At 71.6% G+C, this 24,162-nt stretch carries 23 protein-coding genes and 1 tRNA gene; 12 read left to right on the plus strand and 12 right to left on the minus strand.

Features of this window, described 5'->3' with window-relative positions:
• From QJS33_RS27250 to QJS33_RS27275, 6 genes are all read left to right on the plus strand, one after another.
• Window positions 1–2,368: transglycosylase domain-containing protein (locus QJS33_RS27250; protein WP_306370925.1), on the plus strand; the 2,368-nt coding region annotated here is incomplete at its 5' end.
• Window positions 2,369–2,608: 240 nt separating this feature from the next.
• Window positions 2,609–2,899, plus strand: coding sequence for a 30S ribosomal protein S6 (gene rpsF, locus QJS33_RS27255; protein ID WP_220563978.1), 291 nt, complete (start codon window positions 2,609–2,611; stop codon window positions 2,897–2,899).
• A 127-nt stretch (window positions 2,900–3,026) separates the two neighbouring features.
• The gene (locus QJS33_RS27260) at window positions 3,027–3,620 is read left to right on the plus strand and encodes a single-stranded DNA-binding protein (protein WP_306370926.1); all 594 of its coding nucleotides are present in this window, start codon (window positions 3,027–3,029) and stop codon (window positions 3,618–3,620) included.
• A 134-nt stretch (window positions 3,621–3,754) separates the two neighbouring features.
• Entirely contained in the window at window positions 3,755–3,991 is a 237-nt protein-coding gene (gene rpsR, locus QJS33_RS27265; protein ID WP_073381321.1) for a 30S ribosomal protein S18, read from the plus strand.
• 28 nt (window positions 3,992–4,019) lie between these two features.
• Window positions 4,020–4,466, plus strand: coding sequence for a 50S ribosomal protein L9 (gene rplI / locus QJS33_RS27270; RefSeq protein ID WP_306370927.1), 447 nt, complete (start codon window positions 4,020–4,022; stop codon window positions 4,464–4,466).
• 184 nt (window positions 4,467–4,650) lie between these two features.
• A complete protein-coding gene (locus QJS33_RS27275) occupies window positions 4,651–5,466 on the plus strand; it encodes a peptidoglycan recognition family protein (RefSeq protein ID WP_306370928.1) in 816 nt (271 codons plus the stop codon).
• Window positions 5,467–5,525: 59 nt separating this feature from the next.
• On the opposite strand, the gene QJS33_RS27280 is transcribed toward QJS33_RS27275, so the two are convergent.
• A complete protein-coding gene (locus QJS33_RS27280; RefSeq protein ID WP_306370929.1) occupies window positions 5,526–6,875 on the minus strand; it encodes an MATE family efflux transporter in 1,350 nt (449 codons plus the stop codon).
• A gap of 348 nt (window positions 6,876–7,223) precedes the next feature.
• On the opposite strand from QJS33_RS27280, the gene QJS33_RS27285 reads away from it, so the two are divergent.
• Window positions 7,224–9,854, plus strand: coding sequence for a replicative DNA helicase (locus QJS33_RS27285; RefSeq protein ID WP_306370930.1), 2,631 nt, complete (start codon window positions 7,224–7,226; stop codon window positions 9,852–9,854).
• Between the two features lie 162 nt (window positions 9,855–10,016).
• Here the strand turns inward: QJS33_RS27285 and QJS33_RS27290 are convergent, their stop codons facing one another.
• The 8 genes from QJS33_RS27290 to upp all read right to left on the minus strand — a co-directional run bounded on the left by QJS33_RS27290 (window position 10,017) and on the right by upp (window position 17,378).
• The gene (locus QJS33_RS27290) at window positions 10,017–11,018 is read right to left on the minus strand and encodes an NADP-dependent oxidoreductase (RefSeq protein ID WP_306370931.1); all 1,002 of its coding nucleotides are present in this window, start codon (window positions 11,016–11,018) and stop codon (window positions 10,017–10,019) included.
• A gap of 50 nt (window positions 11,019–11,068) precedes the next feature.
• Window positions 11,069–12,127, minus strand: coding sequence for an AraC family transcriptional regulator (locus QJS33_RS27295; RefSeq protein WP_306370932.1), 1,059 nt, complete (start codon window positions 12,125–12,127; stop codon window positions 11,069–11,071).
• Window positions 12,128–12,268: 141 nt separating this feature from the next.
• Window positions 12,269–13,918 (minus strand): ribosomal protection-like ABC-F family protein, encoded by a 1,650-nt coding sequence (abc-f, locus tag QJS33_RS27300; protein ID WP_306370933.1) that lies wholly within the window; start codon window positions 13,916–13,918, stop codon window positions 12,269–12,271.
• A gap of 607 nt (window positions 13,919–14,525) precedes the next feature.
• The gene (locus QJS33_RS27305; RefSeq protein WP_306370934.1) at window positions 14,526–14,756 is read right to left on the minus strand and encodes a hypothetical protein; all 231 of its coding nucleotides are present in this window, start codon (window positions 14,754–14,756) and stop codon (window positions 14,526–14,528) included.
• A 304-nt stretch (window positions 14,757–15,060) separates the two neighbouring features.
• Window positions 15,061–15,570 carry a PH domain-containing protein gene (locus tag QJS33_RS27310; RefSeq protein ID WP_220563968.1) on the minus strand — a complete coding sequence of 170 codons (510 nt, stop codon included), beginning with the start codon at window positions 15,568–15,570 and terminating at the stop codon, window positions 15,061–15,063.
• An 18-nt stretch (window positions 15,571–15,588) separates the two neighbouring features.
• Window positions 15,589–15,753 (minus strand): hypothetical protein, encoded by a 165-nt coding sequence (locus QJS33_RS27315; RefSeq protein ID WP_211715575.1) that lies wholly within the window; start codon window positions 15,751–15,753, stop codon window positions 15,589–15,591.
• Window positions 15,754–16,084: 331 nt separating this feature from the next.
• Entirely contained in the window at window positions 16,085–16,318 is a 234-nt protein-coding gene (locus QJS33_RS27320; RefSeq protein WP_372339724.1) for a hypothetical protein, read from the minus strand.
• A gap of 406 nt (window positions 16,319–16,724) precedes the next feature.
• Window positions 16,725–17,378, minus strand: a complete 654-nt coding sequence (gene upp / locus QJS33_RS27325; RefSeq protein ID WP_306370935.1) for a uracil phosphoribosyltransferase — start codon at window positions 17,376–17,378, stop codon at window positions 16,725–16,727.
• Window positions 17,379–17,658: 280 nt separating this feature from the next.
• Here upp and QJS33_RS27330 point away from each other — a divergent pair, with 280 nt between their 5' ends.
• From QJS33_RS27330 to QJS33_RS27345, 4 genes are all read left to right on the plus strand, one after another.
• On the plus strand, window positions 17,659–18,156 hold the full coding sequence (locus tag QJS33_RS27330) for a tRNA adenosine deaminase-associated protein (protein WP_306370936.1): 498 nt from the start codon (window positions 17,659–17,661) through the stop codon (window positions 18,154–18,156).
• Window positions 18,157–18,199: 43 nt separating this feature from the next.
• Window positions 18,200–18,676: a tRNA adenosine deaminase-associated protein gene (locus QJS33_RS27335; RefSeq protein ID WP_306370937.1), complete on the plus strand. Its 477-nt coding sequence runs from the start codon at window positions 18,200–18,202 to the stop codon at window positions 18,674–18,676.
• Entirely contained in the window at window positions 18,673–19,146 is a 474-nt protein-coding gene (locus QJS33_RS27340) for a nucleoside deaminase (RefSeq protein WP_306370938.1), read from the plus strand. The genes QJS33_RS27335 and QJS33_RS27340 overlap by 4 nt, the downstream gene beginning before the upstream one ends.
• Before the next feature lie 41 nt (window positions 19,147–19,187).
• A tRNA-Ser gene (locus tag QJS33_RS27345) sits at window positions 19,188–19,275 on the plus strand.
• Between the two features lie 52 nt (window positions 19,276–19,327).
• On the opposite strand, the gene QJS33_RS27350 is transcribed toward QJS33_RS27345, so the two are convergent.
• The 3 genes from QJS33_RS27350 to QJS33_RS27360 all read right to left on the minus strand — a co-directional run bounded on the left by QJS33_RS27350 (window position 19,328) and on the right by QJS33_RS27360 (window position 23,301).
• Window positions 19,328–19,738 (minus strand): alpha/beta hydrolase domain-containing protein, encoded by a 411-nt coding sequence (locus QJS33_RS27350; RefSeq protein ID WP_306370939.1) that lies wholly within the window; start codon window positions 19,736–19,738, stop codon window positions 19,328–19,330.
• Window positions 19,739–19,984: 246 nt separating this feature from the next.
• Window positions 19,985–20,839 (minus strand): LacI family DNA-binding transcriptional regulator, encoded by an 855-nt coding sequence (locus QJS33_RS27355; RefSeq protein WP_306370940.1) that lies wholly within the window; start codon window positions 20,837–20,839, stop codon window positions 19,985–19,987.
• Window positions 20,836–23,301: a glycoside hydrolase family 2 protein gene (locus QJS33_RS27360; protein WP_306370941.1), complete on the minus strand. Its 2,466-nt coding sequence runs from the start codon at window positions 23,299–23,301 to the stop codon at window positions 20,836–20,838. The genes QJS33_RS27355 and QJS33_RS27360 overlap by 4 nt, the downstream gene beginning before the upstream one ends.
• A gap of 120 nt (window positions 23,302–23,421) precedes the next feature.
• On the opposite strand from QJS33_RS27360, the gene QJS33_RS27365 reads away from it, so the two are divergent.
• Window positions 23,422–24,162, plus strand: a 741-nt coding sequence (locus tag QJS33_RS27365) for an ROK family transcriptional regulator (RefSeq protein WP_306370942.1), incomplete at its 3' end; no start/stop codon positions are given.

A 24,162-nucleotide genomic window follows, 5' to 3' on the forward strand; every position in this document is an offset into this window, starting at 1 on the left:
CCACGGAGGCGAGGACGGACCGGACGACCGCCCGTGGTGGAAGCGGTTCTTCGCCAAGGCGTGGAAGCCCGCGCTGGCCGTGTTCGGCCTGATGGTCATCGGCGGTGTGGCGGTCTTCGCCCTCCTGTACGCGCAGGCGCCCGACAAGGGCGACCTACAGGCGAAGAGCGACGCCGACTACTCGGCCACCCAGATCTTCTGGGCGACCGGCGACGTCGCGGTCACCACCGGCGAGGTCCGCCGCATCGAGGTCCAGTACGAGGACATCCCGCCGGAGGTCATCGACGGCATCCTCGCCGCCGAGCAGCACACGTTCTTCGAGGACCCCGGCATCAGCATCATGGGCATCGGCCGCGCCCTGGTCTCCCGCGGCGAGTCCGGCGGTGGTTCCACCATCACCCAGCAGATGGCCCGCAACTACTACAGCAACCTTGAGGGCTACGGCACCCTCGAACGCAAGATCCGCGAGATCTTCATCGCCATCAAGCTGGGCCAGCAGATGGAGAAGGAGGAGATCCTCGAACGCTACGTCAACACGATCTACTTCGGCCGCCAGGCCATGGGGATCGAGATGGCGTCCCGCCAGTACTTCGACAAGAGCGTGACGGAGCTCGACGCGGCGCAGGGCGCCTACCTGGGCCTGATCATCCAGATGCCGTCCAACTTCGAGAACTCGGAGCTGGGCCCCTGGACCCACACCTACCTCCACGACGAGCGCTGGCCCTACATCCAGGACCAGCTGGTCGCCATGCACGAGGAGAACCCGGACCGCGGCATGCCCAGGAGCGAGGCCGACGCCCTGGAGATCCCCGAGACGACGCAGTGGGGCCCCAGCGCCGATGGCGAGGAGGAGGAAGAGGAGGAAGAGGTCGAGGAGGAGTTCGACCCCAAGCCCGGCTACGTGCGCGACGCCGTCGTCAACGAGCTGGTCGAGCGCTACGGACTCCGGGCCGAGGACATCGCCACCCAGGGCTACAAGGTCGAGACCTCGCTCAACCCCGGGCTCATGGACGCGGCCTACAGAGCGTTCGACGTCCTGCCCGGGCACCCGGAGGACACCCGCAAGGGCCTCACCGCGATCGACCCGGCCACCGGCGAGATCCTGGCCTTCCGCGGCGGCGCGGACGTGGGGATCGAGCTGAACCAGTCCCTGGTGGAGCGCACCCAGGCGGGTTCGTCGTACAAGCCCTACGTGCTCGCCACGGCGCTCAGCCAGAACATCAGCCTCAGAACGCTGATGAACGGCGACTCGCCGCAGGAGTTCGAAGGGTTGCAGAGCCCGGTCGAGAACGCCGACAAGCAGGACCACGGCGCGGTCGACCTGATCGAGTCCACCGCGAACTCCTACAACACCCCGTACGTGCAGCTCGCCCAGCAGGTGACCCCGGCCGCCGTCGACCAGATGGCCGTCAGGGCCGGTGTGGACGAGGAACAGACCACGACCTCCACCCAGGGGCCGCTGATCGCGCTGGGCACCCACCAGGTCAGCGCACTGGACCAGGCCAGCGGCTACGCGACCTTCGCTGCGGGCGGCCTGCACCGCCCGGCGCACATGGTCACCAAGGTGACCAACAGCGACGGCACCGAGATCCCGCCCAACGACGCGGACGAGCTGGAGACCGGGACCCGGGCGATGTCCGCCGACGTCGCCGCCGACGTCACCTTCGCCCTGACCCAGGTCGTCACCAACGGCGGTGGCTCCGCGGCCGCACTGCCCGACGGACGGCCGGTCGCCGGCAAGACCGGTACCTCCTCCGGGGCCATCTCGGCCTGGTTCGTCGGCTACGTGCCCCAGATGTCCGTGGCGGTCGGCCTCAGCCGGGCCGACGCCAACGTCGGACTGGAGTTCGAAGGCGTCGCCAACAGCTCGGTCTACGGTGGCGGCACCTCAGCCGAGGTGTGGCGGGAGTTCATGGTCCAGGCCATCGACATCATGGAGCTGCCGTCGGAACCCTTCCCGCCGGCCGCGAACGTGGGCACGGACCAGAACTTCGCGCCCTCGCCCAGCCCCAGCGAGGATCCCAGTGAGGATCCGAGCGAGGACCCGAGCGATGAGCCCAGCGAGCACCCCGCCTGCGACCCGCAGAACCCCGACACCAACAACCCGAACTGCGAGGACCTCCCGACCGAGCCCGACTGCGAGATCTGGGACCTGGAGTGCCGGGACGACGGAGACGACGGCGGCGACGGCGGTGAGAGCCCGGACCCCGAGGAATGCCTCGGACGTCCGGCCGACGACCCCTGCTGGACCGGCGGCGGTGACGACGGCGGTGACAACGGCGGCGAGGACGGCGGCTGGGGCGGCGGCCGTCCGGGAACGGACGACGACAACGCCCGGGTGACCATCCTCGGTACCCGCGACGACTGACCCCGTCCCGGGGACGCGGTCGAGGGGCCGGTGCGCATCGCGCACCGGCCCCTTCGCACGTCCCGGGAGGACACCGCCGGGGACACGGCCGCCGATTCCGGTCCCGTGCTGCTGGTAGCCTTGATCCCCGTATGGCTTTGAGCCCGCACCCCCGTCACCGCACGGAGAACACCGCGGGCCCCTGCCCTCCTGCCATGGAGATTCCATGGCCGCGACAGTCCAGAGGAGGAACGTACGCCGATGCGTCGTTACGAAATCATGGTCATCCTCGACCCGAACCTCGACGAGCGCACCGTCGCCCCGTCGCTGGAGAACTTCCTGTCCGTCGTGCGCAACGACGGCGGCTCGGTCGAGAAGGTCGACATCTGGGGCAAGCGTCGGCTCGCCTACGACATCGAGAAGAACCCCGAGGGCATCTACGCCGTGATCGACCTGACGGCCACGCCCGCCACGGTCAAGGAGCTCGACCGCCAGCTCGGCATCGCCGAGGCCGTGCTCCGCACCAAGGTCATCCGGCCCGAGGTCCACTAGCGGCCCTCCCGGCCGCGGCCCCCTATCCCCGGATCATCCGATTCCGCTGATTCTGTCGGTGGAAGGACGGATGATCAGGGGAGCAGGCGAAACCGCCTGACCCGATCTACCCCGAACCGGAGCCCTCATGGCAGGCGAAACCCAGATCACGCTCGTCGGCAACCTGGTCGACGATCCTGAGATGCGCTTCACGGCGAGTGGAGCCGCTGTCGCCAACTTCCGCGTGGCCTCGACGCCGCGCACCTTCGACCGCGCGTCGGGGGAGTGGAAGGACGGCGAGTCCATGTTCCTCACCTGCACCGTGTGGCGGCAGTACGCGGAGAACGTCGCGGAGAGCCTCCAGCGCGGTATGCGGGTGATCGTCCAGGGGCGGCTCAAGCAGCGCTCCTACGACACCCAGCAGGGTGAGAAGCGCACCGTCTTCGAGGTCGACGTCGACGAGGTCGGCCCGGCCCTGCGCAGCGCCACCGCCAAGGTGACCAAGACGCAGCGCCAGGGCGGCGGCGGAGGCGGCTTCGGCCAGGGCGGCGGCGGTGGTTTCGGCGGCGGCCAGCCCCAGCAGCAGGGCGGCGGCTACGGGAACCAGGGCGGCGGCTTCGGCGGCGGCCAGCAGGGCAACCGCGGCGGTGCCCCCGCCAACGACGACCCGTGGGCCAACAACGGCGGCGGTGGCGGAGGCGGCGGCTTCGGCGGCGGTTTCTCCGACGACCCGCCGTTCTAACCGAGCGGTCGCGCCGCGGCCCCGTGCCGTAGGCGCAACACCCCGACCCGGCGCCCGAGGGCGCCGAGTCACTGTTCACATGTCCTCAGACCATCCCCGGGAGGAACCCGGGGCTCTTGCGAAGGAGCACCACGATGGCGAAGCCGGCAGCGCGCAAGCCCAAGAAGAAGGTTTGCTTTTTCTGCCAGGAGAAGCAGTCCTACATCGACTACAAGGACACCACGCTTCTCCGCAAGTTCATCTCCGAGCGCGGCAAGATCCGCGCCCGCCGCGTGACGGGTAACTGCACCCAGCACCAGCGCGACGTCGCCACCGCGATCAAGAACGCGCGCGAGGTCGCCCTGCTGCCCTACACCAGCACCGCTCGCTAGCGGGGATTCTCCGAGGGAGGTTTTTGTCGTGAAGCTGATCCTGACCCACGAGGTCAACGGTCTCGGAGCCCCCGGCGATGTCGTCGAGGTGAAGAACGGCTACGGCCGCAACTACCTGCTTCCCCGCGGGTTCGCCATCCGGTGGACGCGCGGCGGCCAGAAGCAGATCGACCTGATCCAGCGCGCCCGTTCCGCGCGCGACATCCGGACCCTGGACGAGGCCAAGCAGGTCGCCGGCCAGGTCAACGCGCTCACCGTGCGTCTCAAGCAGCGCGCCGGTGAGGGTGGCCGTCTCTTCGGTTCGGTCACCCCCGCGGACATCGCCGAGGCCGTCAAGGTCTCCGGCGGCCCGCAGCTGGACAAGCGCCGCATCGAGGTCAAGACCCCGATCAAGTCGGCCGGCGCCCACAAGGTCCAGGTCCGCCTGCACCCCGAGGTCGTCGCGACGATCAAGCTGGACGTCGTCGGCGTCTGAGCCGAGGCGTTCGCGCTCGCGTGAACCGGGCCCCGTACCTCCTTCCGAGGTGCGGGGCCCGTGTCCTGTTCGGGGCCGACACGCCGAGGCTCACCAAAAGTCGCCCTTTGGCTACTCTTTGTAACTTATCGTGTTCTCTGTGTCGGTGTCGCATGGCGCCCAGGGCAGAGAGGACGAGGAGCCGATGAACGGACGACCGGAGCGCCTGCCGGACCGCAGGACGGTTCTGAGGAGCACGGCACTGGCCGCCGGGGGCGTGCTGCTCGGCGGGCTGATCGGACTCGCCCCGGCCACGAGCGCGCTGGCCGCGGTCAGGCCCAAGGTCTACACCCGAACGGACTGGAAGGCCAGGGCCCCCAAGAACCGCATAGCGGTCCTGGCGAAGGGGCCGACCCACATCGTCGTGCACCACACGGCCACCGGGAACTCCTCCGACACCTCGACCACCCACGCGGGCGCGCTGTCCCGCTCCATCCAGCGGTACCACATGGACCACAACGGGTGGAGTGACACCGGGCAGCAGCTCACCATCAGCCGCGGCGGGCACATCATGGAGGGCCGCGACCGCACCCTCCAGGCCATCGCCGACGGCCGCCACGTGATCGGCGCGCACACGGCCGACCACAACTCGCACACCATCGGCATCGAGAACGAGGGCACCTACACCTCGGCGACCCCGCCGGCCGCGCTCATGCGCTCCCTGGTGGACACCTGCGCCTGGCTGTGCCTGGTCTACCGGCTGGACCCGCAGGAGGCCATCGTCGGCCACCGCGACTACAACGCCACCAACTGCCCGGGGGACAAGCTCTACTCGATGCTCCCGAAGCTGCGCAGGGACGTCGCCTCCCGGCTCCGCGAGCAGCTCGCCCACCTGAGCCGGGTGACCGGGATCGAACTCACCCTGGAGCAGCTGCCGACCTTCCCGGACACCCCGAACTCGGAGCGGGTGGCCACCTTCTACCACGGTCCGGCGATCGGGGACCTCGACGTCTCCCTCTGACCCGGGCGCACCCGGGATCTCCGCTCCGCCGCACGGCGGGACCCCCGGGCCGGGCCGGGTCAGGGCCGGGACGCGCCGGTGACCAGCCAGGCCCCGCCCCGGGCCCGGCGCCCCAGGGCGATCGCACGGGCCAGGATCCAGACCCCGTAGGCGGTCCACAGCGCCACGATCCCCCCTACCGCGGACGTCTCCAGCAGTGGCACCGCCAGGGCGAACGGCAGGAAGACCAGCATCGTCCACAGGGACGCCCAGGCCAGGTAACGCTGGTCCCCGGCGCCCATGAGCACCCCGTCGAGCACCATGGTCACACCGCTCAGCGGTTGCAGCAGGGCCACCACGACCAGGGACGCGGTGATGAGCACGCGCACCTGCGGGTCGGAGGTGAACGGGATCCACGCCCACGGCAGGACCAGCAGCACCAGCACGGTGAAGACCGCGCCCAGCATCACGCCCCACTCGACCATGCGGCGGGTGGCGTCCCGGGTCCCGCGGACGTCGCCCGACCCCAGGTAGCGGCCGATGATCGCCTGCCCGGCGATCGCGATCGCGTCCATGGCGAACACCAGCAGCGCCCAGATGTTGTGCGATACCTGGTGGGCGGCCACCGACGCGTCGCCGAGCCGGGCCGCGACCGCCACCGTCACCAGGGCCACCACGCGCATCGAGACGCTGCGCAGGAACAGCGCGAACCCGGCCGAGGCCGAGGCGCGCAGACCCGACGCCGACGGCGCGAGCGACACCCCCTCTCCCCGGGCGCGGCGGACCATCGTCGCCACGTACCAGAACGCGCCGCCGCCCTGGGCGACCACCGTCGCCCACGCCGAACCGGCGATGCCCCAGTCCAGGACCAGCACGAACACCGCGCACAGCAGCGCGTTGCCCAGGAAGGACGCGACCGCGACGGCCAGCGGGGTGCGGGCGTCCTGTAGGCCGCGCAGTACACCGGTGCCCGCCATGACGATGAGCAGGAACGGCGTGCTCAACAGGCTGACGCGCAGGTAGACCAGGGCGTGCGGGGTGACCTCGGGGGAGGCTCCCAGCAGGTCCACCATGGTGGGACCGAGCGGCCAGCCGATCGCGATCGCGGCGATGCCCAGCAGCGCCGCGAGCCAGAGGCCGTCGATCCCGTCCCGGATGCCGCCGGGGACGTCCCCCGCGCCGAACTTGCGGGCGACGGCCGCGGTGGTGCCGTAGGCCAGGAAGATGCAGACGGCGACCAGGGTCAGCAGCACCTGGCCGGCGATGCCGAGCCCGGCCAGGGCCGCGGTGCCCAGGGTGCCGACGATCGCGGAGTCGGTCAGCAGGAACAGGGGTTCGCTGACGAGGGCGAAGAAGGTGGGGATCGCCAGAGCGAAGATCTCGCGGTCGTGGCGGTGCCGGAACGGGGCGGCGGAGAGCGGTCTGGGCATGACCGGACCACGTTATCGGACAGGCGTTCCCCCGGGAGGGTGAAGTTATCCACAGGCCTCGGGACGCCTGTGGATAACTTGTGGAAATCGACCCTGTGAGACATCTTGCACACCCCGCCACCGAAGCATGTTTTCGCAGGTCAACACTGATAAGAGGGGGTGTGTGCAAAGTTATCCACAGGTTATGTGCACAACGGGTCGGTGAAACCCCCGCGGAGCGGGGCGAACAGGTGTCGGAGAGCCTGTGGACGACTCCGCCCACGGCACCCCCGGCGCGTTCCATGAGGCATCCTGGAAGGGTCGGTCCCGACCCGGGGCCGGTGGAGCACGGCCCAGGGGAGATTGTTCGTGAGCGTCGCTGAGCAGCCACCCGAAGAAGGCGGATACGAGCGCACGCCACCCCACGACATCCAGGCCGAGCAGGGCGTCCTGGGCGGCATGCTCATCTCCAAGGACGCCATCACCCAGGTCGTGGAGATCATCCGGTCCGCCGACTTCTACCGACCGGCGCACCAGATCATCTACGACGCCATCGTCGACCTGTTCTCCCGCGGCGAACCCGTCGACATCGTCTCGGTCAACGCCGAGCTGACCAAGCGCGGCGAGTCCGCCCGTGTCGGCGGCGCGCTCTACCTGACCACCCTCACCAACGCCATCCCCACCGCGGCGAACGCGGGCTACTACGCCAAGATCGTCTCCGACCGCGCCGTGCTGCGCCGCCTGGTCGAGGTCGGCACCCGCATCGCACAGATCGGCTACGCGGGCGACGGCGAGGTGGACGACCTCGTCGACCACGCCCAGGCGGAGATCTACAAGGTCGCCGAGAAGCGCACCGGCGAGGACTACGTCCCCCTCGCCGACATCATGCCCGGCGCCCTGGACGAGATCGAGGCCATCTCCTCCCACGACGGCACCCTCACCGGCGTCCCCACCGGCTTCGCCGACTTCGACGCCCTCACCAACGGCCTCCACCCCGGCCAGATGGTCATCATCGCCGCCCGCCCGGCCGTCGGGAAGTCCACGCTGGCCCTGGATTTCGCGCGGGCGGCGTCGATCAAGCACAACATGACCGCGGTCTTCTTCAGCCTGGAGATGGGGCGCAACGAGATCGTCATGCGCCTGCTGTCGGCGGAGGCGCGGGTGCCGCTGCACACCATGCGGTCGGGTCTGATGACCGACGACGACTGGGCGCGGCTGGCGCGGCGCATGGGCGAGGTCGCCAACGCGCCGCTGTTCATCGACGACTCGCCCAACATGTCGATGATGGAGATCCGGGCCAAGTGCCGGCGGCTCAAGCAACAGCACGACCTCAAGCTGGTCATCGTCGACTACCTCCAGCTGATGAGCTCGCCCGGCCGGGTGGAGAGCCGCCAGCAGGAGGTCTCGGAGATGTCCCGGTCGCTCAAGCTGCTGGCCAAGGAGCTGGAGGTGCCCGTGGTGGCGCTCTCCCAGCTCAACCGCGGTCCCGAACAGCGCACCGACAAACGCCCCCAGGTGTCGGACCTCCGCGAATCGGGCTGCCTCACCGCCGACACCAGGATCCTGCGGGCCGACACGGGGGCCGAAACCACGCTCGGTGAGCTGCATGCGTCGGGAGAACGCGACATCCCGGTCTGGTCCCTGGACGAGAAACTGCGCCTGGTCCCGCGCACGATGAGCCACGTCTTCTCCAGCGGGGTCAAGGAGACCTTCCGGCTGCGCCTGGCATCGGGGCGCGAGGTCAAGGCGTCCGCCAACCACCCGTTCCTCGCCTTCGAGGGGTGGCGCCACCTGGAGGACCTGAGGACCGGTGACCGGATCGCCGTCCCGCGGCACGTGCCCGCACCGGAGGGGGCGGCCGCGTGGCCCGAGGGCGAGGTGGTCCTGCTCGCCCACATGATCGGTGACGGGTCGTTCGTCCGCCGCCGGCCCATCCGCTACGCCAGTGTCGACGAGGAGAACCTGGCCGCGGTCACCGAGGCGGCCCTCCACTTCGGCATCACCGCCGTCCGGGACGAGTACCGTTCCGCGCGGGTCACGACCCTGCGGCTGCCCGCGCCGTTCCGGCTCACCCACGGCAAGCGGAACCCGGTCGCCGCCTGGCTCGACGGGTTGGGGCTGTTCGGGCTCCGCAGCCACGAGAAGTTCGTGCCCGACCCCGTCTTCACGCTGCCCACGGACCAGATCGCCCTGTTCCTGCGCCACCTGTGGGCCACGGGCGGGAGCGTCCACTGGAATGAGGCGTCCGGTGGCGCCCGCATCTGCTACTCCTCCACGAGTCGGCGACTCGTCGACGGCGTGGCCCTGCTGCTGGCCCGGCTGGGCATCATGACCAGGATCAAGCGCAGCACCAAGGAGGGGTACCGGCCCTCGTTCGTCCTCGACGTCCACGGGGTGGACCAGCAGAGGCTGTTCGCGGAGAAGGTGGGCTGCCACGGCTCCCGCGCCCTCACCCTCGCCTCCTGCATCGAGAAGATGCTCGGCCGGACGGCCGACACCAACGTGGACACCGTGCCCCGGCAGGTGTGGGACCGGGTGCGCACCACGATCGCGGCCCAGGAGATGACCCATCGCAGGTTCTCCCCGGAGCCGGGCGTGCAGTTCAACGGGAACGCGATGCGGCGGCCCGCGCCGAGCCGGGGACGGCTCTCTCGGATCGCCGCGGTCCTCGACGACGCCGACCTCGACCTGCTCGCCACCAACGACGTCTTCTGGGACGAGGTCGTCGCGGTCGAGCCGCTGGGCGAGGAGGAGGTCTTCGACGCCACGGTCGCGGGCACGCACAACTTCGTGGCCAACGGGATCAGCGTCCACAACTCCATCGAGCAGGATGCGGACATGGTGATCCTGCTGTACCGCGAGGACGTGCACGACAAGGAGTCGCCGCGGGCCGGCGAGGCGGACATCATCGTCGCCAAGCACCGCAACGGCCCCACCGCGGACGTCACCGTGGCCTTCCAGGGCCACTACAGCCGCTTTGTCGACATGGCGCCCGGGTAGTCCGGGACGCCCGTGGCGGTGGCGTGTTCAGAGGCGGACATCATCGTCGCCGAGCACCGCAACGGCCCCACCGCGGACGTCACCGTGGCCTTCCAGGGTCACTACAGCCGCTTTGTCGACATGGCGCCCGGGTGGTCCGGGACGCCCGTGGCGGTGGCGTGTTCAGAGGCGGACCAGCATCTTGCCGGTGTTGGCGCCCGTCAGGACGCCGCGCAGGGCCTCCGGGGCCTTCTCCAGGCCGTCGAGGACGGTCTTGCGGGTGCGCAGGGTGCCGTCGAGCAGCCACGGCACCGCCTTGGCGTGGAACTCGGGGAACCGGTGCAGGTGGTTGCTCACGAGCATGCCGCGCAGGGTGACCTCCCTGGTGGCGGCCCGGTACAGGTTCGGCCCCGGGGCGGGTTCGGCCTCGTTGTAGTCGCCGATCGCGCCGACCAGCGCCACCCGGCCGCCCTGGTTCATCACCGTCAGGGCGGCCGCCAGGTGGTCGCCGCCGACCGAGTCCAGGTAGACGTCGACCCCGTCGGGGGCGGCCTCGGCCAGGCGCGCGGCGAGGTCGCCGCGGCGGCGGTCGATGGCGGCGTCGTAGCCGAACTCCTCCAGCAGCAGCCGGGTCTTGTCCGGGCCGCCCGCGGAGCCGATCACCCGGGCCGCGCCCAGGTCTCGGGCGATGCGCGCGGCCACGCTCCCGACGGCCCCCGCCGCCGCCGAGACGTACACGGTGTCCCCCGGGCGGACCGGGGCGGTGTCGGTGAGCGCGAGGTGGGCGGTGAGGCCGGTGGTGCCCAGGGGGCCGAGGTAGGCGGAGGCCGGGATACGTGTGACGTCCAGGACCACGGCCGCGGCGGCGTCGACCAGCGAGTGCTCCCGCCAGCCCAGGAAGTGGGAGACGGTCGCGCCCACCGGGACCCCCTCGGCCCGCGAGGCGACGACCTCGCCGATCGCGCTCCCCTCCAGGGGGCGGCCGATCTCGAAGGGCGGCAGGTAGGAGGGGACGTCGTCCATCCGGCCGCGCATGTAGGGGTCGACGGACATCCACGTGTTGCGGACCAGGACCTGCCCGAGGGCGGGTTCTGGCAGGTCGGCCTCCACCAGGGCGAAGTGCTCCGGGCCGGGCTCGGCGGTCGGGCGGGCGGCCAGATGGATCTCGCGGGTGCGGACGGTCATGGGGTGCCTCGTTCCGGTGGGCCGGGCCGGTCCCGGCGACACCTCCGAAACTAGGGACGGGCGCTTCCGGACCCCAGGTCCGGGTGCGCCGCGGACCGGTCCCCGCGCGCCAGTGCGCGGCGCTCCTGCGCCGGAGTGCGCCCCGACCAGCGGTGGAACGCCTTGCGCAGGGCGCGGTCGTCGGAGAAGCCCAGGCGGGCGGCGACGGTCTCGGCGGTCAGGCCCGAGGACAGCAGCCGCCGGGCCCGGGAGTGGCGGGCGCGGTCGACCTCCTCGCGCCAGGTGGTGCCGTGTTCGCCGAGGCGGCGCTGGAGGGTGCGCGGGCTCGACGCCAGCCGGTGGGCGACGGCGCCCAGGGCGGGCGCCCCGTGGTCGAGTTCGGCGTCCAGGGCGGTGCGGAAGAGGTCCAGCCAGCTCGGGAGGGGGTGGGCGGCGGACAGCAGCATCCCGGCGTGGCCGCGCAGGAGCTCGGCCAGGCGCGGGTCACCGGAGGGGAGGGGCACGCGGGCGTCCTCGGCCCGGAACACGAGTTCGTTCACCCCGGCGTCGAACTCCAGGGCGGCGGTGCCGAAGGCGCGGACCAGGGCGGAGCGGTCGGCGGGGGCCGGGTGGGAGAAGGCCACCCGCCGGGGGACGAGGTCGGTGCGGGTGGCCTCGCGGGCCCGGCGCAGGTAGTAGGCGAGGACGTACTCGTGGACGGCGGCGGCGGTGCGGGGGTCCCCCGCACCGGTGTGGTAGCGCACCGCGAGGTCGTCGCCCGGGGTGTGCACGGCGAACTCCTTCTCGGAGGCGGTGACGACCCGGTGGTACGGGACGCTGCGGGTGAGGGCGTCGGTGAGGGTGGCGCCGTTGACGACCAGGTAGTCCCAGGCGGGCAGGGAGCCCAGCGCCGCGGTGTCGGCGACGTGGGTTCCGGCCCGGCCGGGCGGGAGGGCGTGGGCGACGTGCTCCCACAGGCGGACGAGGGAGGGGAGGGGGACGCGGGCGGCCTCGTCCGCGGCGGCGGCGGGCCCGGTCTCGGCGAGGACGAGGGGTTCGGGAACACCCGCGGTGCGCGCGGCCTCGCCGAGCAGGAGGAGCAGGCGGGTGGAAACGGTCCCGTCGAGCATGGGGTCAGCTTATGCTGGGGCCACCGGGCTTTTCGGACACCGTGGCGGGGGTGTGCCGGTGTCCGACACACCCCCTTGTTTCGGTCAGTGGATTTAACCATTTATGGTCAAGCCAATTTGTCGACAAAGCGATGTCGTCGATCATGGGGTGTCAGTGGTGATCATCCCCTCGTGCATCTCCCATCGCCGCCCCGAGAAGCCCGCACGCATGGTGCGGTCGTGGGTGACGATCACCAGGGCGCCGGTGTAGCGCCCCAGCGCCTCCTCCAGTTCCTCCACGAGACCGGGGGAGAGGTGGTTGGTCGGCTCGTCCAGAAGCAGCAGGTCGTAAGCCCCCGAGGTCAATCTGGCCACCTCGATCCGGCGGCGTTGGCCGACCGAAAGTGACTCCACGGACTGATCCATTTCCCGCGCCCGGAACAACCCCAGCGAGGCCAGCTCGTCCCGGTACTCCTCGGCCGGCCCCGGTCGGCCGGCGGCGTAGGCCTGGAGTGCGGTCCGGCCCGGAACGACCGCCCCGTCCTCCTGGCGGAGGTGGCCGATCCGGCCGCGCCGCAGCACCTCGCCCGTGTCGGGGGCCAGTTCCCCGGCGATGACCCGCAGCAGCGTGCTCTTGCCCGCCCCGTTGGGGCCGGTGACCATGATCCGCTCGCCCGGTGCGACGGACAGCGCCGGAACGTCGAGCCGGTGTTCCACGCGCACCCCCGCCAGCTCCACCGGCGGCACGGGTCCGCCGTCGGCGGCGGCGAAGGACGCGGTCATCTCCAGGGGGACCGGCGGCGGCGCGACCGGGTTCTCGACCAGTCGCGCCGCTCGTTCCCTGGCCTGCCGGATCCGGCTCGCCGCACCGTGGGCGCGTGAGCGCATCCGGAAGTTCCCGTGCCCGAAGCCCGCCTTGTCCACCATGCGCGGGATGGCCTGGAGCGCGGCGATGCCGTTCTCGGCCAGCCGCCGCTGCCGCGCCAGTTCCGCCCGCCACTCCTCGTGCTCGCGGATCCACCGGGCCCGGGTCGCGGCCCGGGCCCGCAGGAACCCGTCGTACCCGTTGCCGTACCGGTGGATCCGGCGCAGCTCGTGGTCCACCTCCAGCACGGTGTCGGTGACGTGGGCCAGGAAGGCCCGGTCGTGGGTGACGGCGACGACGGTGCCGCGGTGGGTGCGCAGCCGCTGTTCCAGCCAGGCGGCCGCGCCGTCGTCGAGGTCGTTGGTGGGCTCGTCGAGCAGCAGCAGCTCGGGATCGGCGGCCAGCACCGCGGCCAGGGCCAGCCGTGCCCGCTCCCCGCCGGAGAGCGTTCGCAGCGGGCGGTCGCGGTCCAGGCCGGGCAGGCCCAGACCGTGCAGCCCGGCGTCGACCCGGGCGTCGGCCGTGTAGCCGCCGCGTGCCTCGAACTCGGACAGCAGGTCGCCGTAGGCGGCCAGTTCCCCGGGGTCGGCGGTGCCGAGCGACGCCTCGAATGCGCGCAGGCGGGCCTCCATCTCCCGCAGGTCGGCCAGTGCGTCGTCGACGGCGTCGCCGACGGTGCCGGTCATGACGCCGACCCGTTCCAGGGTCTGGGGCAGATACCCGATGCCGCCGGGCGCGGCGACGAGCACCTCCCCGTTGTCGGGTGCCTCCTCTCCCGCCAGCAGCCGGAGCAGGGTGCTCTTACCGGATCCGTTGTCCCCGATGACGCCGACCCGTTCCCCGGGGGCGATGGTCAGGTCCACCCGGTCCAGGACGGCCTGGTCGCCGTAGTGTTTGGCGGCCCCGGTGAGGGTGATCTGTGAGCGGGTGCGTGTCGCGGCGCGCATGGGCGTTCCTCCTCGGGTGATCTCGGCGGTGGGCGATGCGGATCGAACTCGGGCGGTGCGCAAGGTCATGCCTCCTCTGCTGCGGTGGGACCGGTGGAACGGGCCGCGGGCCGCCGGAGGGCGCTTCAGCGTGCGGGCACCCGGGGGAGCGGGCGTGCGCTGGGCACAGGGCTCGGGATGCGGGGACGACGAAGAGGCCGTACCGGATCGACCGCGGGGCGGCGACGCCGGTGGAGCCGCGCGGGGCCGGGGTGCGGCGGGTGCGCGTTGTGCTCTGGCACGGGCGTCGGACGCGGGATCACAGGAAGTGGTACAGCCTCATGAGCAAGACGATACGTCTCGTTTCGTTGAGAGTCAACACAGGATCCCGTGAGACCTGGATCACTCTCTGTGGGTCTGTTTGATCCTGGCTGAAATAGAGGTATTGCCCCAAGCCGATATGTCGACACGGCGATGAGTCGCCGCGGCCGGGCCGGCCGCGGGAACGGCGAAGGGCCGCCCCGCTGTGCGGGACGGCCCTTCGGACTCGCTCTCTCGCGTCCGGTGCGAACACCGGGCACCCCCTGTCCGGCGCTGCCGGAAGGGGGCGTGCGTCGTTGATGCTCTGCTACAGCCAGCGGGCCTCGGGACGGGTGCGGCCGGCCTCGTCGGTGGCCAGAACCCAGTGCATGATCGGGTGCCCGGAGCTGATGGCGTCGACGTTCTCACGCGGCCGGGGGACGCTCGCCGCGTCCGGCGTGAGGCCGGACATGCGGAGGGTCTCTGCGGTGGAACGCGTGCGTCGACGGGCGTCGACGGAGCGAGTCGGGTGCGGTGCACGGCCTGTTCTGCGTGCCATGGTGCCCTCCTCGTTTCCGTATAAGATGACCCCAGTTAACCCTACGTTCACCTTTGAGTCAATTCATTTCCCGTGGGTGCTCCGTCACAGGAGGCCCTCCCGTCGTCGACGGACTCCGAAGCGCCTGGTGGCGTGCGTCTCTCGCAGGGGCGGCCCGATGGGTCGCGAGGGGCTCCCGAGTCAAGGTGAACAGAAGGTGAACAGGATGGGAACCGGGCAACCCCGTGGGATGTTCGCGGGCGGGGCCGGGGAAAGCAAGAAGCACCCGTCCTGCGGACGGGTGCCCTGTCGGATGCGCGCGGGGCTACTCCTTGAAGATGAGCCCCACGACCTCCAGGTACAGCTGCTCGGGGTACGGGATGAAGTCGATCCTGCTCAGGGCCTGGTCCTGACCCGCGGACTCCATCACGAAGGTCCCGTAGCCGAGGAACCGGCCCAACAGGCTGCGCTCGAACCTCATGTCGGTGACCTTGCCCAGCGGCATCATGTTGACCTGCCGGGTGATCAGCCCCGTCGTCAGCAACAGACGGGCGGAGGTGATCACGAAGTAGTCGACCGACCACTCCGCCACCTGCCACACGAACCACACCAGGACCAGCAGCCACAGCCACCAGATGATGGCCAGGGCGGCCGGGGTGTCCGCGATCTGCGTGTTGCTGAGGATCCCGGCGACGATCAGGGCGCCCAGGACCGCGCCCACCGGTCCGATCAGGACCGCGGGATGCCTCCGGATGGTGACCACGTCCTGCTCGTGCGGGAGCAGGTAGCGGTTGACCGACGCCGGGGCGCTGTTACTCGACGCTACGAGGCGCATGGCACCCGACCATCCCCACTACGGCAGCAGTGCGTTGACGAAGCGCGACATCGACTCGGCGCCGCCCATCAGTCCCCCGAGCGCGCTCTGGATCACGCCGGCCGCGCTTTCGGGCTGCGTGAGCAGATAAAACGCTACGAAAAAGATGAGAGCGTAGCCGCCCCATTTCTTCAACTTCGCCACGACCGACTCCCCTTGGAATCCACCTGACCCACCGACCCAGCAGCGATTGTCGCATTGGGGGTCCTGCCCGTAAAGCCTGGGGCACACCCTCGGCGTGGCGGTATGTCGGACCTTCCTTGCTTGCGGGCTGTGTCCGGTTCCGGTGCGGTTGTGCATCCGGTGGCGCCGGGGCCGAAAATCGGCTGCCTACCGGTGCAGGTCAGGAGGTTTGGGTTGGCATTTCTGGAGAAGCGGGGCGGGTCGGTCAGGCCCGAAAACCCTCGTGAGTGTCGGCCGGCCCGAAAACCGGACTCTGTGCAGCGCGGATCTCCCCTCGGGGGGCGGGGAACCGTCAGTGCCGTTCCGCGAAGGCCAGGGCGAGCACCTGGAGGTGCTGTCGGGCGATCCGCTCGACGAGGTCCGGGGTGGCTCTGCCGGTGACCTCTTCGGCCCCGTGCCGGGCCGCGTCCACGCACCGGGTCACGGTGGACTCGTGATGCACGCCGGAGAACTCCGCGGCGAGGAGGTCCACCACGGAGGCGAAGCGCTGGTCGGTGGTCATGGGGGCGGAGGTGGTCTCGGTCATCTCTCTCCTTGAGGGTTTCGGGAGGCGGATGGCTCAGCGTGCGCGCGCGGAGGCGTTCGGTAGTCACCCGGGGGTTGCCTGATGACCGCGTCCGAGATGGGCGAGGCGTTCGGGTTCGGGTGGACTACGTCCTGGGGGTTGTTTCGGGCCGTGGGGGTTACTGGTTACGGGCGACCAGGAACCATGATCACTGCTATCGGTTACGTTCCCGTCTCAAAATGAATTCGGATAATGCGGTTCGGTGTGTCCTCCTTGGGAGCGGCCCACCTCTGCGACCTCCCGGCCTGGGACGATGGTGGGCCGTAGCAGCACTCTGCCCGGTTTTCGGCCATTCATTCATCCGGATCTGAAAACAGCCGAAAAAGCGCCCGACCGGAGGACCGGACGGGCGCTCATGCGCGGGGGGTCAGGCGCAGCCGTACAGCCGGTCGCCCGCGTCACCCAGACCCGGGAGGATGAAACCGTTGTCGTTGAGGCGCTCGTCCACCGCCGCCGTGACCACGCGCAGCGTCGCACCGTGGTCCGGCGCCAGGGTTTCGGTCAGCTTCCGCTCCACCGCGACCAGGCCCTCGGGGGCGGCCAGCAGGCAGATCGCCGTGATGTGGTCGGCGCCCCGTTCCACCAGCAGCTTGAGCGCGGCGGCCAGGGTGCCGCCGGTGGCCAGCATCGGGTCGAGCACATAACACTGGCGGCCGGACAGGTCCTGCGGCAGCCGGTCGGCGTACGTGGCGGGCTGTAGGGTCTCCTCGTCGCGGGCCATCCCCAGGAAGCCGACCTCGGCGGTGGGCAGCAGGCGCGTCATCCCGTCGAGCATGCCCAGCCCGGCGCGCAGGATCGGCACCACCAGCGGGGTGGGCCGACTCAGCTGCGTCCCCGTGGTCTCCACCAGGGGCGTCTCGATGGTGACCTCCGTCACGCGGACGTCGCGGGTCGCCTCGTAGGCGAGCAGGGTCACCAGCTCGTCGGTCAGGCGCCGGAAGGTCGGGGAGTCGGTCCGCACATCGCGCAGGGTGGTCAGTTTGTGCGCGACCAAGGGGTGGTCGACGACCAGGGTTTCCAAGGTGGTCTCCGGGTGAGCTGGGACGACGGGACGGTGGCCGGGGAGCTGAGCCAGGCAGAGTCTAACCGCGCGTGCCCACCCGGAAGGGTGCGCGAACAGGCCCGCCGGGCACCGGCGGGGGCCCTCCGCGGGACCGCGCCCCCCGAAGTCGTGAGAGCGTTGTCGGACTGAAGCGGACAAGGGCCACAGCGGGCACGGAGTGATCGTTACCATGTCACTCGCACGGACGATCCGGGGTTCCTTCGTCCGGACTGATGGCACCGGCCGGGTTGGGGTGACGATGACAGTGCTCGATCATGATGACGACTCGGGTGACTTCGCGGCCGTGGCGTTCCGGGAAGAGGAGTACTGGGAGGTCGACCTCCTGCCGGTCGCCCTGGTGCACGACCTCAAGGGACTGATCCACGCCCTGCGCCAGCAACCCAGTATCAGCGGGACCATCGGTCTGGTCTCGGTGGGCGACGACTTCTTCGTCCTCGTGCGCGTGTACGGCGGCGAGGTGTCCCTGTTCCTGTCCGACGTGACCGCGTCCGTCGACTGGCAGGTGGCACGGGACGTCCTCGACTACCTGGACATCGACCAGCCCGACGACGATGATCTCGATCAGGTCCTACCCGCGGGGGACCTGTCGATCGTCGCGGACCTGGGTCTGGACGAGATGGAGCTGGGCGCGCTGGCCGGCGATCTCGACCTGTACCCGGACGAGGTGCTGGCCAGCATCTCCGAACGCCTCGGATTCGCGCAGGCCTTCCAGCGTGTCCTCGACGCGATGGGGTAGGGGACCCCAGGAAGCGCAGCCCGGAGAACTAGGAGAGCACGCGGTGTCGACCTTCGCAGCCGTCTTCGCACCCGACGGGGGGACGTGGCGGGGAACCGAGCTCGAACTCGGCGAGGTGGACGTCGTCGACGACGTCACCGAACAGGCGCTCGACTTCGCCGCCGATACGGGTGCCCCGTCCGCCGTCCTCCTCGTGGAGGTCGACGACGAGTGGTTCGCCATCGTGCGAGCCTACGAGGACGGGGAGCCCCGGGTGTACCTGTCCGACGCCCGCGCCGTGGAGGAGTACCCGCTGGCCGAGGTGCTGGCCGAGGCGGGCACACTGGTGGGCGCCGGTGCCCCCGACACCTCCCGGGGCGCGTCCCCGGGCGGCGACGCCGGACTGCTGGAGGACTTCGGGGTCCCGGCCGAGGAACTGCGCTCGCTGTCCGTCGGCAGCGGCGTCCTGCCCAGCGATGTCCTGGCGGTCGTGGCCGACCGCGCCGGGTTCGGCGAGATCCTGGACGGTATGCGCCTGTGAACCCGGCCCTGGACGCCGCGCTGCGCGCGGCCCTGGCCGAGGCCGAACTGGCCCTGGCCACGGGGGACGTCCCGGTGGGCGCGGTGGTGCTCGACCCCGGCGGCGAGGTGATCGGCCGCGGGCACAACGAGCGCGAGGCCACCGGGGACCCGACCGGGCACGCCGAGATCCTGGCCCTGCGCGCCGCCGCCCGGCACCGCGGCGAATGGCGGCTGTCCGGCTGCACGCTGGCGGTCACCCTGGAGCCCTGTGTCATGTGCGCCGGCGCCACGGTGCTGTCCCGGGTGGACCGCCTGGTGTACGGCGCCCGCGACCCCAAGGCGGGTGCCGCGGGCTCGCTGTGGGACCTGGTCCGCGATCCGCGCCTGAACCACCGGCCCGAGGTGATCCCGTTCGACCTGGTGAGCGAGGACGTCGCCGCCGCCTGTTCCGACCTGCTCACCCGGTTCTTCGCGCGACGGCGCGGTTGACCGGTTTTCCGCACCCCCTCCCATCCGGTAGAGTTACCCGCGGTGGAGTCGCCTAGTGGCCGATGGCGCCCGCCTCGAAAGCGGGTAAGGGGCAACCCTTCGAGGGTTCAAATCCCTCCTCCACCGCCACCAGCCGCCCCCGGCACAGCCGGGGGCGGTTTTTCGTGTCCGGTGGTGCGGTCTACCTGCCGATGCCGGACCGCGCCGCCTCGCGGCGGTTCTCCCGTGAGTCGACCGGCGTGATGTGGCCGGCGGTCACGTTCTGCCACTCGACCAGCGCTGTTCCGTTCCAGTCGCGCGGGTCGGAGGTGCGCCGGACCACGACCCGGGTCCGGTAGGGGTGCTCGGACACCGCCGAGTCCGCGCCGTAGCGGTTGGCGGTGCCCGAGACGATGAACTCCTCCTCGACGTAGCCGTACGAGGCGAGGTCGGCGTCGGAGGAGAAGAACGGGTGGGTCTCGGCGATGTCGTCGGCGGCGGGATCGCCCGGGGCGCCGCCCGGCAGGGGCCCTCGATCTCCGGTGAGGTTACGGGGAGCGGGGCGGGCGCGGGCTCGCCGGGGCCGTCGCGGGTGCGAGCAGGAGGCAGACACCGAGGACGGCCGCGACCGTGCCCGTTCGGCGGGGGGATCCGCGCATGGGGCTTCCTTCCGGGCGGGGGGCACGGCATGGACCGCGACGGTATGGCCGCACGTCCGCCCGGACAACGGGTGTACGCCCCCACGGGCGGGAACAGGTCGTTTCCCTGATCGCCCGGGCCGGTGTCGACACGGCGACACGGCGACATGGCGGCGAGGGGACCTGTCGACGGGTCCCCTCGCGGACCCGTCGACGAATCCCTATTCCGCCGGTGCGGGGCCGGTGCTGCCGCGGGCGGTGAAATGCGAGGCGGGGAACCAGCGCTCGGTGACGGGAACGCCCCGGTCCGCCTCCAACGCGGCGTCGGCGACCTGGGTCCCGTACCGGTGCACGTCCACGGTCATCGCGCTCAACTCGGGGGAGACCAGACGGCAGCGGGTGGAGTCGTCCCAGGCGACCAGGCTCAGCCGGGAGGGGACGTCCACGCCCAGCGAGCGGGCCGCCTCCAGGCCGCCGACCGCCATCACGTCGTTGTCGTACAGGATCGCGGTGGGCGGCTGCGCCGCGGACAGCAACTCCGCGGTGAGCCGCTCGCCCGCCTCGTGCGAGTAGTCGCCCTCGGCGGTCACCGGCGCGGGCAGACCCGCCTCGGCACAGGCCGCGATGAGGGCGTCCGTGCGGGCGCGGGTGTGCAGCAGCGGGGTCGGCCCGCTGACCCGGGCGATACGCCGGTGCCCCAGGGAGATCAACCTCTCCACCGCCTTCCGGATGGGGGTGCCGTGGTCGGAGAGGACCCCCGGCAGGCCCGCGCCCTCGGGGGCGCCCGCCACCACGAACGGCAGCCCCAGCTCGCGCAGCAGCTCCGGGCGGGGGTCGTCGACGGTGGGGTTGACCACTATGACGACGTCCACCATCTCGCGCTCGGCCCAGCGGCGGTGGGCGGCGGCCTCCTCCTCGGCGGTGGACACCAGGTGCAGCATCACCCACATGCCGTGGGCGGCCAGCCGCTCCTCGATGCCGCCGAGGAACTCCATGAAGAACGGCTCGGCGCTCAGCAGACGGCGCGGCCGGGCCAGGACCAGGCCGACCGCGCCCGCGCGCTCCGGCGTGCTCATCGCTTCCCGCGGGGGTGCAGGGAGGCGGCGCTGCGCAGCACCGGCTCCCGGGTGAACTCCGCCGGGTCGACCTCGGCCGCGGTGCGCACCAGGAAGGTGTGCGACTCGCCCGGCAGCAGGTCGACGAGCATGTCGTCCACCTCGGCGTCGGGGGCGACCCGGTCGGCGAGCACGGACACGCCGCGGGCCAGCGACGCGGCGCTCACCCGGACCCGGTACCCGCCGGGAGCGGTCTCCGCCTCGGCGGTGAGCGCGTCGGGGTCGTAGGCCAGGTGGACGTCCTCGCGGAAGGGGTGCACCAGGCGGGCGTCGCCGGTGGCGGCCACCAGCACCTCCCGGGTGTCGTCGGCGGTCGCCAGCAGCGACCGGGGCGGTTCGTACTCGGCCGTGGACCGCGGCGGCACGGACAGCTCGGTCTCGGTACCGTCCAGTATCCCGCCCTCGAAGCGCCGACGCTCCACCCGCAGCGGCGCCTCCCACGGCTCGTCGGTGTCGTTGACGGCGATGAGGACGAGCCGCCCGTCGCGGGGCTGGAGGGTGAGCAGGCGCGGGGCGTGGGCGGCGCGCAGCGCGTACCAGAGGGGCTTGCGCCGCCCCTGCCCATCCACGGCCGCCCAGGAGGTGACCGGCCAGCAGTCGTTGAGCTGCCAGACCAGGGATCCGGCGGTCCGCGGCCACCACGACCGGAAGTGCTCCACCCCGAGCGCCACCGCGCGGGCCTGGTTGAGCTGGGTGGCCCAGTGCCAGTCGGCGAAGGTGGTGGGCGTGGGCAGGTGCAGGGCCAGGCCGCGGTCGAGCTTGCCGTTGCCGTCCTCGGCCTTCTGGTGGAGGAGGAAGACGGGGGAGTCGGGGGTGAGCGGCTCGTCGTGGATCCACTCGGTGAGGGTGGACCAGGTGGGCGGCCCCTGGAACCCGAACTCGGAACAGAACCGGGGCACGGTGTCGCGGTAGGCGCGGTGGTCGGTGCGGTTCCACACCTCCCACTCGTGGCGGGTGCCGTGCGCCTCGGCGTTGGGGTGGGACTCCTCGGGGGTGAGGCCGGGGGAGTAGGGGCTGCCGTCGGAGTAGAACCGGGTGGGGTCGAGCTCGGCGACGATGCTGGGGAACAGCTCGGTGTAGTACCGGTGGCCCCAGGTCAGGTCGCCCAGCTCCGCCTTCCAGCCCCAGTCCTCGTGGCCCCACAGGTTCTCGTTGCCGCCGTTCCACAGGGCGAGGGAGGGGTGGGAGGCCAGGCGGGCGACGTTCTCGCGGGCCTCGGCCTCGAACTCGCCCCACAACGGGTCCTCTTCGGGGTAGGCCGCGCAGGCCAGCAGGAAGTCCTGCCAGACGAGGACGCCGCGTTCGTCGCAGACGTCGTAGAAGTCCTCGGTCTCGTAGATGCCGCCGCCCCAGACGCGCAGCATGTTCATGTGCGCGTCGACGGCCTGGCCGACGCGGTGTTCGAGCCGCTCGCGGGTGATCCGGGTGAGGAAGTGGTCGTCGGGGATCCAGTTGGCGCCCTTGGCGAAGACCGGACGGCCGTTGACGGTCACGGTGAAGGGGGTGCCGTGGGCGTCGGGCTCGGTGTCCACGGTGACGGTGCGGAAGCCGATGCGGCGGTGCGCGGTGTCGAGCACCGTTCCACCCCCGGACACCGTGACCTCCAGGTCGTACAGCGGCTGGTCGCCGTACCCGACGGGCCACCACAGGTCGGCGTCGGGCACCTCGACGGTGACGGTCCCCGATGCCGCGCCGGCGGTCAGGGAGGCGGTGGCGGTGCGCCCGGCGACCGCGGCGGTGAGGACGAGGGGGATCCCGTCCCCGGCGCGTTCGAGGTCGGCGTGGACCTCGACCCGGCCGGTGCCGTCGGGGCCGACGGTGACCAGGGGGCGGACGCGGGCCAGGCGGGCGGTGGTCCAGCGCTCCAGGCGGACCGGCTTCCAGATGCCGGCGGTCTGGAGGTCGGGCCCCCAGTCCCACCCGAAGGAACAGGCCATCTTGCGGACCATGTTGAAGGGGTGGGCGTTGACGTGCGGGCGGGCGCCCAGGCGCTCGCGCTCCCGCTCGGCGTGCTCCAGGGCGGAGTGCAGGTCCACGGTCAGCTCGTTGCTCCCGGCGCGCAGGGCGGGGCGGGCGTCGAACCGGTGGGAGCGGTGCATGTTGGCGGCGGTGCCGAGCACGTGCCCGTTGAGGGTGACGGTGGCGATGGTGTCCAGTCCGTCGAAGGCCAGGTCGACGCGCTCCCCGTCGGCGGGGGCGTCGGCCTCGAAGGTGAGGGTGTAGCGCCAGTCGGTGCGGTGCGCCCAGGCGAGTTCGGCCTCGGCGGAGTCCAGGTAGGGGTCGGGGATCAGCCCGGCGGCCAGCAGGTCGAGATGGGTGCTCCCGGGCACCGTCGCGGGGATCTCCCGGTCGGCGATGCTCTCGGGGACGGGGCCGGCGGTGGCGGTCAGGCGCCATCCGTCGTGGAGGGTGTGGCTGGGCATCGTGCTCCTCGGGTGCGGGCTGTGGTTCGAGGATTCTTTCTTCAATGAACTAAGTAAGTCAAGGGTGGGGCGGCGGCTACCCTGGGGCGCACCGAACACGCAGTACAGCCGGAGGTTCCCTTGGGTCGGGCCATTCCCCACACGTCGAGCCGGGCCACGGTCCTCGACGTCATCCGGGCGGCCGGGACCATCAGCCGGTCCGGGCTGGCGGGCGCCACCGGACTGACCGCGGCCACGGTCTCCACCGTGGTGCGCGGACTGCTCGCCGACGGCCTGGTCAACGAGGTCGGCCGCGCCGAGTCCACCGGCGGCAAGCCCCGGGTGCTGCTGCGCCTGGCCCCCTCCTCCCGGTTCGCGGTCGGCGTGCACCTGGACGCGGGCGGCACCACCTACGCGCTCACCGACCTGACCGGCGCCGTCGTCTCCCGAACGGCCCACGCCGGACCCCCGGACGCGGACCCCGCCGGGGAACCCGAGCGCACGGCCCGCCGGGTGGACGCCCTGGTCGAGGGGGCCGGAGTGGACCGCGGACGGCTGCTGGGCATCGGCCTGGTGTCCGCCGCCGGTGACGCGTCCGGGGCCCGGGGGCTGGAGCGGGCCTCCGGGCTGCCGGTGGTCACCGGCGACGACGCGACCGCGGCCGCCCTGGGCGAGTACTGGTCGGGTTCGGCCGGTCGCTCCTCGGTCCTGGTGGCGGTGCACACCGGCGCGGCGCTGGGCGCGGGGGTACTGGTCGACGGCGTCCCCTACCGCGGCGCGCACGGCCGCGCGGGCGGGCTGGGACACGTGTGCGTGGACATCGGGGGGCCGCCGTGCTCCTGCGGGGCGCGGGGCTGCCTGGAAGCGGTGGCGGGCCCGGCC

Source organism: Nocardiopsis sp. CC223A (assembly GCF_030766825.1).
Taxonomy (GTDB): domain Bacteria; phylum Actinomycetota; class Actinomycetes; order Streptosporangiales; family Streptosporangiaceae; genus Nocardiopsis.